Below are 7,852 nucleotides of genomic sequence, written 5' to 3' on the forward strand. Positions count from 1 at the left end.
TTTTATACCCCCCCCCCCGCCGCCGAGAGCCCCGCCCCCCGGGGCGGCGCCCCGCCCGCCCCCCCCGCCCCCCGGGGGCGCCCCGTCGCCGTGCGCGGCGCACTGCCTGCTCAGGTCCAGCCGAGGCGGCCGAACGCGTTGAGCGCGAGCAGGACGCCGAGGATCCCCAGCACCCAGCCGGTCATGTCGGTCGCGTTCTTCGTCAGCCACGCGTCGAGCCGGCGCAGCAGCGGGTCGACGGCGCGCGCCGCGACGAGGCGCCCGAGCAGCAGCAGGAGCGCGGGCGCGACCATCACCACGCAGTACGCCGCGAGGATCCCGCCCGTCGCGGGCCAGCCGACGTCCGACGTCGTGAGCAGCCCGATCGCGGCGAGGTAGGGCAGCATCGTCCCGACCTCGATCGCCACGGCTCCGAGCGCGAGCCCCATGAGAGGCATCACGGAGGGCCGTGTGCGGACGCCGCCGGCACCGGCCGCGTCCGCCTCGATCCCCAGGGCGCGCTCGCGCCAACGGGACAGCCGCCCGGGACGCGGGGCCGACGTCGTCTCCCGCTCCCCGCCGGGCGCGTCGCCCGGGACGGACGGTCGCGCGCCGACCGTCGCCGGTGCCGCGGCGGCCGCGCGCGCGTCCCGCTTGGCCGCACGCTTGCTGTCGAACCGGAAGCTCAGCGCGAACAGGCCGATGCCGAGCAGGAGCTGCACGATCGCCGCGGCGCGGGTGTCGAGGGCGTCGCCGAACCGGTCGAGGAAGGCCCCCGCCCCCAGCAGGACGACGATCCCGACGGCCAGGTAGAACGCGGCGACGGTACCGAGGTAGACGAGCACACGCCCGGCGCGCAGTCGGCCCGGGGCGAGGAGCAGCCAGACGGGGATCAGCAGCGTGCCGAAGCTCGTGGAGTCGATGAGGGCCAGCACGACGAGCACGCCCGCCATCGCGGCGAGCCCCAGGCCGGGGCCGCCGACGGCGTCGAGGTCGAGGGGGATGTCCATGCCGTCGAGCCTCGCCTCCGGGGCGCCGTCCCGTCGTCGGGCGAACGACCGATCCCGGGCCCTCGGCGGGCCACCCGCGGGGACGGTGACGGCGCCGTCGTACACCGTTCGACCGATCCGGGGGAACGGCCCGGTGTGCTGGGATGGTTCCGTGAGCACGGAGGACGGCGGGACGGACGAGGGACGCGCCGTCGTGCCCCCGCGCCCCGGGCGCTGGGAGGCGGCGGTCCGGTCGCTCCCCCAGGTCTGGCACATCGAGGACCGGCGGAACGACGTCTTCTCCGCCGTCACGACGTTCGTCCTCGGGTGGGTCCTCCTCGAGGTCGGCCTCGTGGGGATCGTCCGGGCGCCGTTCGTCGTCGAGCCTGCGGAACCGTGGTGGCGCGTCGCCCTGCTCGGGGTCGGCTGCCTCCTCATCCTCGTCAAGCGCGCCCACCCGATCCTCGCGCTCCTCGGCGGCGTCGCCGTCACCGCCGTCGACGTCCGGTGGGGCGGCAGCCTCGCGATCACGCTCGTGCTGTGGGACCTGCTCTACGCCGCCGCGCTGTGGTCGGGGCCACGGGCGCGCGCCTGGCTCTGGGGGGTGGCCGTGACCGTCGCCGTCCTGGGCTCCGTCGCGGCGGGCGAGGCCGCTCGCGACGTGCGGCAGTTCGTGTACATGGGTCTCCAGCTCGGGGCCGTCCTCCTCGTGCCGATGTGGTGGGCGACCAACGTGCGGACCAAGAGCGAGCTCGCCGAGCTCGCGGGCGAGCGCGCCGACCTCGCCGCGCGCGAGGCCGAGGCCGCGGCGCGCACGGCCGACCTGGAGCGGCAGCGGGCGAGCGACCTCGAGCGCATCGCCGAGCTCGACCGGCACGAGGCGGTGCAGGCGGAGCGCGCCGCGATGGCGCGCGACCTGCACGACGTCATCGCGTCGCACCTGTCGACCATCGCTATCCACTCCGGCGCCGCGCTCGCGCTCCCGCCCGACGCGCCGAAGGACCGGGCCGCGCTCGAGCAGGTGCGTGCGAGCGCCGTCGCGTCCCTGGACGAGATGCGGTCGATGATCCTGCTGCTCCGCACGGAGGGGCGGCGCGACGACGTCCCCGACGCCGTCGCCGCGCCGGGTCGGCTCGCGGGCCTCGACGCCCTGCTCGACGCGGCGCGCGCGACCACCACGGTCGTGCTCGACGACCCCGACGACGTCGCCGCGTCCGCCCTGCCGGCCGCGGCGGACCAGGCGCTGTTCCGGATCGCGCAGGAGGCCGTGACCAACGCGCTGAAGCACGCGCCGGGGGCGCCCGTGACGGTGCGGCTCGTCCGCGACGGCTCGGCCGTCGTGCTCGAGGTGCGCGACGACGGCGCGCCGGGCTCGGCGTCGCCGGTCGAGGCCCCGCTGAGCGCCGGCACCGGGCTGCTGACCATGCGCGAGCGGGCAGACGGTCTCGGCGGCACGTTCGCGGCCGGGCCGACGGCGGCCGGCGGGTGGGTCGTGCGGGCGTCCGTCCCGGTCGCCGGGCGCCCGGTGGAGAGGGAGCGCGCGTGACGCCACGACCGGTCCGGGTGCTGCTGGCCGACGACCACGCCGCGATCCGCGCGGGACTGCGCCTCCTGCTCGACGCCGCCGACGACGTCGAGGTCGTCGGCGAGGCGTCCGACGGCACCGCGGCGATCACCAACGCCCGCGCGCTGCGTCCGGACGTCGTGCTCATGGACCTGCGCATGCCGGGGGTCGACGGCATCGAGGCCACGCGCGTCATCACGGGCGAAGGGCTCGCCGACGTGCTCGTGCTCACGACGTTCGACCTCGACGAGTACGTCGACGGCGCGCTCCGCGCGGGCGCCGCGGGCTTCCTCCTCAAGTCCGCGGAGCCCGCCGCGCTGCTGGACGCCGTCCGCCGCGTCGCCGACGGCGACGGGGTGCTCGCGCCCGAGGTCACCCGCCGCCTCCTCGCGGCGTTCGCACGCGGCCCGGCGCCGGACGGTGCGCCCCGGCCCGTCCCGACCACTCGCCAGGGCGGGACCGTCGACCCGGCCGCGGGACCGCCGTCGAGCACGGCCGGTGGCACCCCGGCGCCCGGCACCGGGCACGCCGGTCACGACCCCACCACGGAAGACCCGGCCCTGGACCCCCGGCTCGCCGACCTCACGCCCCGCGAGATGGACGTGCTCGCGGCGCTCGGCCGCGGCCTGTCCAACCAGGGCATCGCGACGGACCTCTACATCACCGAGGCCACGGCCAAGACCCACGTCTCGCGCGTGCTCGCCAAGCTCGGCGTCGCGACCCGCATGCAGGCGGCCATCGTCGCCCGCGACACCGGCCTCGCCTGAGCTCCACACCCGCGGCACGACCCCGGCCTGCGGCCACGGCGCCGCCCCACGAAGAGTTGTGCCCCCCGAGGGACGACCCCGGTCGCGCGAGGTCGAGGAGTCAGCGTGGAAGGTGGCAGGTCGTGCGGGCGAGGTAGGCGTCGGCATCGAAGTCGTCCATGAGCGCGCTCTGGACGATGAAGCCCTGGCACGCAGCGACGAAGAGCGGCGCCTGCTCGGCGCCGAGCTCCGCCGCGCGTACGGGGTCGAGGCCGTGGGTTCGCTCGTGCCACGCCGCGACGTAGTCGGCGAAGACCGAGCGCAGGCGGGCGAGGACGGCCGAGGCGAACTCGAGGATGCGGGGGTCGGTCACGGCCTCGCCCCAGACCTGGAGCAGGATCGCGGTGCTGCCGATCTCGCGTACCACCCCGTGCATGAGGACGGCGACGAGGTCCGAGGGAGGTGGGAGCGGGTCGCGCGAGGCGAGCTGCTCGACGTCGGCGATGCGGCCGCCGACGATCCGGCCCGCAACGTCGTGCACGATGGCCATCTTGGAGTCGTAGTAGCCGTAGATCGCCCCGGCGGACAGCCCGGACTCGGTGATGATCTCCGCCATCGAGGTGGCGGCGAAGCCTTTGCGGCGGAACACGCGCAGGGCGGCCGCGGCGATGTCGTCGCGCCGCTGCGCTCGGTACTCGTCACTCACGCGGGGCATCCGCCCACCCTAAACCGAACGATCGTTCTTGACAGGAGGCGACAGCCAGGACGACTCTATAGAGAACGAACATTCGTTTTATGAGAGGTCTCCCCATGAGCTCCGCCACCGCCCCGCATACGCACTGGCCGCGCGTCGTGACGACCGCCGTCGGGCTCGTCGCCCTCGTCGCGGTCGTCGTCCTCGCGTTCCTGTGGCCCTCCGTCACCGCAGAGCCGAAGGACCTCCCGGTCGCGGCCGCGGGCGACCCCGCCCTCGTCGCCCAGGTGCAGGCCGGGCTGGACCAGCGCGCCGAGGGCGCGATCGAGCTCGTCACCGTCGCCGACCGGGACGCGGCCGTCGACCTCGTCGAGACCCGGGACGCGTACGGCGCGATCGTCCTCGGCCAGCAGCCCGAGGTCCTCACCGCCTCCGCGGCGAGCCCCGCCGTCGCGCAGCTCCTCGCCGGTCTCCAGCCCGCGCTCCAGGCCCAGGTCTCCGCCGCCGCCACCGCGCAGGGCGTGCCCGCCGAGTCCGTCCCCACCGTGACGGTGACAGACGTCGTCCCGCTCTCGGTCGACGACCCACGCGGCTCCACGCTCGCCGCGGCGTCGTTCCCGCTCGTGCTCGGCGGCATGGTCGGCGGCATCGCGATCTCGCTCGCCGTCGTCGGGGTGTGGCGGCGCGTCGCGGCGCTCGGGGTCTACTCGGTGGTCGGCGGGCTCGCGATCGCGGGGATCCTGCACGGGCTCGGCGGGCTGCACGGCGCGTACCTCGCCGACTCGCTCGCCGTCGGGCTCACGCTGCTCGGCATCGGCGGGACGATCGTCGGCGCCGTCGCGGTGCTCGGGCGCCCCGGTATCGCCGTCGGCCCCGTCCTGTTCCTGCTCGTCGCGAACCCGCTCTCCGCGGCCGCGATGCCGGTCGAGTTCCTGCTCAGCCCGTGGGGCGCCGTCGGGCAGTGGTTCCCGCCGGGCGCGTCCGCGACCCTGCTGCGCGACCTGTCGTACTTCCCCGGCGCGGACACGACCTTCCCCTGGCTCGTGCTCACGGGGTGGGCCGTGCTCGGGCTCCTGCTCTCCCTCGTCGGGCACTTCCGCGACCGCGGCGCGGCGACCGCTGCCGCCCTGCGCGAGGCGGACGACGTCGCACCCGCGGCCGAGCCCGTCGGCGCCGCGCGGTGACCGAGCGCGGCGCGCCGACGCCGGCCCGACCCGTCAGGCCGGGACCATGTCCGGGCTCTGCACGACGAGCGCGGCGTGCCGGGCGCCCGCCGTCATCGCCTCCTCGACGCCCGCGCCCCGCAGGTGGGCGTCGAGGAAGCCCGCGAAGAAGCCGTCGCCCGCACCGTTCGTGTCGACGACGCGCGGCACGTGCTGTGCGGGCACCTCGACGAAACCTCCCTCGGGCGTGAGCGCGACGGCGCCGCGCGACCCGTGCGTGCACACCACGAGCCGCGCGCCCGCGTCGACCCGCGCGGACATGAAGCCGCGCCAGTCCTCGAGGCGGTCCCCGCTGAGGAACACGTGCGTCCCCGCGTCGACCCACGGCCGGTGGAACGCGGACTCGCCGTCGTAGTCGTGCAGGTCGACCCAGACGTCGCGCCCGCGGGACACCGCGAGGTCGAGCACGGGCAGCGCGGGGACCGCGAGGTCGACGACGACGGCCCTCGCCGCGTCGAGCGCCGCGACCGCGACGTCCCACGAAGGGCCCTGGGCCGGGACCTCGCCCGGGGCGCGGAGGTAGACCGAGACGCGCCCGCCGTCGTCGTCCATGAGGTTGAGGTGGCTCTCGGTGAGGCCGTCGGGCGACGGTTCCGCGAGCACCCGCACGCCCGCGCCCTCGAGCACGGACCGGACGCGCGTGGCATCGTCGTCCGCCCCGAGGACGGTGCGCAGCAGCACCGACCGGCCGAGCCGCGCGAGGTTGAGCGCCTTGCCCGCCGACGTCCCGCCGACGGTGGCGCGGTGCGACCGGGCGAAGACGGTGTGCGGGGTGGGCGCGGGCAGCTCGTCGAGCTGGACGAGGAGGTTCCACGACGCCGGCCCGGCGACGAGGACGTCGGTCCCGGCGGGGTCGGGCAGCGCGGTGGACGGGTGTGTCGCGTCGGTCACGTCGCGCACCCTATCCCCCGGTCAGTCGGTGACCGTGATGCCGAGGCTGTGCGCGAACGTCGCTGCGAGGCGGGCGAGCTGGGTCGAGTCGATCGTCGCGCCCCGCAGCGACTCGATGCCGCTCAGCTCGTCGATCTCCGCACCCCGCAGGTCGACGTGCGCCAGCGTGGAGGCCTGGACGTCGAGTCGGCGGACGCGCGTGCCCTCGAACGCCACGCGCAGCGCGTCCGCGGCGACGAGGTCCAGCTCGTCGATCGTGCAGTCGGTGAACATCACGTCGCGCAGGGTCGCGCCGCGCAGGTTGACGAACCCGAGCTTGCAGCCGACGAACCGGACCCCCGCCCACGACGACTCGTAGAGCTCGGCCGACCCGAGGCGCGCGCCGTGCACCTCGACCTCGCGCCACCGGCCGCGCGTCCCGCGCAGCACGGGCACGTCCAGACGGTCGAGCACGACCTCGGTGAGCGTCACCGCCCCGAGGTCCGCCTCGTCGGCCCGCACCTGGTCCAGGCGCGTGGAGAACACGCTCGCGCCGTGCAGGTCGAGCCGGTCGAGGCGGAGGTCGACGAGCTCGAACCCCTCGAGGTCGGCCTCCGCCTCGAGGTCGTAGGCGTCGCCGCGCTGGAGGTCGTCCAGCACGACGGGGTCGATCACGGGCGGCTCGGTCGTCGGCTTCTTGGGTGGCACGCCCCGAGCCTAGGACCCGCCACCGACGGCCTGCGTCGCGGGCGTGCGGGCCTTGATCACCTCGAAGATCGCCGTCCAGTCGTCCCGCCCGTGGCCGGCAGCGAGGGCGCGCTCGTAGTGCGACAGGACCGCGCGCGGGAGTCCCGTGTCGACGCCGAGCTCCTCGCTCGCTCCGAGGATGTGCGCAGCGGTCGCGCCCATCATCGTCGTGGTGCTGAGGTCCCCAGGGTGCACGCCGGTCTCGAACGCGACACCGGGCGCGTCCGATCCCCCGACCATCGCCGGGGTCTCGACGAGCGTCCGGAGGGCCTCGGGGACGAACCGCGTGGGCGGGACACCGGCCGCCTGCGCGAGCGCGGCGGCGTGCGCGACGCCCGACAGCGCGGTGAGGAACACGTCGAGCTGCGCCTGGTACAGGAGCTGCGCGCGCCCCGGGTCATCGCCGAGGTAGCGCGGCGCGCCCAGCAGCGCGAGCGTGGCCTCGTGCGCCCGGAAGGCACGCTCCGGACCGGAGTAGTACACGTACGCGTCAACGGTTCCCACCATCGGCGCGGGAACCATGACGCCGCCGGTCACCAGGGTCGCGCCGTGGTCGTCCACCCAGCGCGCAGCAGCGCGCGTCGTCCCGGGGGTGTCCGAGCTGAGGTTGACGACCGTCCGGCCGGGCAGGACGTCCGTCGCAGCGCCCAGGACGTCGTACATCGCCGCGTAGTCCGTCAGGCTGAGCACGACGACGTCGCTCGCCGCCACGGCCTCGGCCGGCGTCGCGGCGAGGACGGCGCCCTCGGTCACGAGCGCGTCGGCGCGCGACGGCGTGCGGTTCCACACGGTGACGGGGTGGCCCGCGGCGAGCAGCGTGCGGACCATGGCCTGGCCCATCGGGCCGAGGCCGATCAGGGTGACGGGGGCGGGCGCGCTCATCGTGCTCCTCCAGCGGTGGCGGTGGCGGGGGTGCGGACGGGGTTCCGGATGCTCTCGACGGCGCGCGCGAACCCGGGGTGACCCTGGCGGGGCGCGGCAGCGCGGCGCCCTGCAGGCCGGCGGGGGGCGCGCAGCGCCGCGCGCCGGCACCCGCCGGG

General features: G+C 75.9%; 8 protein-coding genes. 3 read left to right on the forward strand and 5 right to left on the reverse strand.

The window, feature by feature from the left end:
* Nucleotides 1–110: 110 nt before the first annotated feature.
* Nucleotides 111–989: a GAP family protein gene (locus ACFWH7_RS11970; RefSeq protein ID WP_378216729.1), complete on the reverse strand. Its 879-nt coding sequence runs from the start codon at nucleotides 987–989 to the stop codon at nucleotides 111–113.
* A gap of 151 nt (nucleotides 990–1,140) precedes the next feature.
* Here ACFWH7_RS11970 and ACFWH7_RS11975 point away from each other — a divergent pair, with 151 nt between their 5' ends.
* Both ACFWH7_RS11975 and ACFWH7_RS11980 read left to right on the forward strand, forming a co-directional pair.
* The gene (locus ACFWH7_RS11975; protein WP_378216730.1) at nucleotides 1,141–2,514 is read left to right on the forward strand and encodes a sensor histidine kinase; all 1,374 of its coding nucleotides are present in this window, start codon (nucleotides 1,141–1,143) and stop codon (nucleotides 2,512–2,514) included.
* Nucleotides 2,511–3,299, forward strand: coding sequence for a response regulator (locus ACFWH7_RS11980; protein WP_378216731.1), 789 nt, complete (start codon nucleotides 2,511–2,513; stop codon nucleotides 3,297–3,299). Before ACFWH7_RS11975 ends, ACFWH7_RS11980 begins: the two co-directional genes overlap by 4 nt.
* Nucleotides 3,300–3,399: 100 nt before the next feature.
* On the opposite strand, the gene ACFWH7_RS11985 is transcribed toward ACFWH7_RS11980, so the two are convergent.
* Nucleotides 3,400–3,993, reverse strand: coding sequence for a TetR/AcrR family transcriptional regulator (locus ACFWH7_RS11985; RefSeq protein ID WP_378216732.1), 594 nt, complete (start codon nucleotides 3,991–3,993; stop codon nucleotides 3,400–3,402).
* A 95-nt stretch (nucleotides 3,994–4,088) separates the two neighbouring features.
* On the opposite strand from ACFWH7_RS11985, the gene ACFWH7_RS11990 reads away from it, so the two are divergent.
* The gene (locus tag ACFWH7_RS11990) at nucleotides 4,089–5,156 is read left to right on the forward strand and encodes an ABC transporter permease (protein WP_378216733.1); all 1,068 of its coding nucleotides are present in this window, start codon (nucleotides 4,089–4,091) and stop codon (nucleotides 5,154–5,156) included.
* 33 nt (nucleotides 5,157–5,189) lie between these two features.
* Here ACFWH7_RS11990 and ACFWH7_RS11995 read toward each other — a convergent pair whose 3' ends face one another.
* From ACFWH7_RS11995 to ACFWH7_RS12005, 3 genes are read right to left on the reverse strand one after another with little or no spacing between them, the layout of a single operon-like run.
* The gene (locus ACFWH7_RS11995) at nucleotides 5,190–6,086 is read right to left on the reverse strand and encodes a carbohydrate kinase family protein (protein ID WP_378216734.1); all 897 of its coding nucleotides are present in this window, start codon (nucleotides 6,084–6,086) and stop codon (nucleotides 5,190–5,192) included.
* A gap of 21 nt (nucleotides 6,087–6,107) precedes the next feature.
* Entirely contained in the window at nucleotides 6,108–6,773 is a 666-nt protein-coding gene (locus ACFWH7_RS12000) for a pentapeptide repeat-containing protein (RefSeq protein WP_378216735.1), read from the reverse strand.
* 9 nt (nucleotides 6,774–6,782) lie between these two features.
* Nucleotides 6,783–7,694, reverse strand: coding sequence for an NAD(P)-dependent oxidoreductase (locus ACFWH7_RS12005; RefSeq protein WP_378216736.1), 912 nt, complete (start codon nucleotides 7,692–7,694; stop codon nucleotides 6,783–6,785).
* Nucleotides 7,695–7,852: the final 158 nt, after the last annotated feature.

It is taken from the genome of Cellulosimicrobium cellulans, assembly GCF_042723955.1.
GTDB classification, from domain to species: Bacteria; Actinomycetota; Actinomycetes; order Actinomycetales; family Cellulomonadaceae; genus Cellulosimicrobium; species Cellulosimicrobium cellulans_H.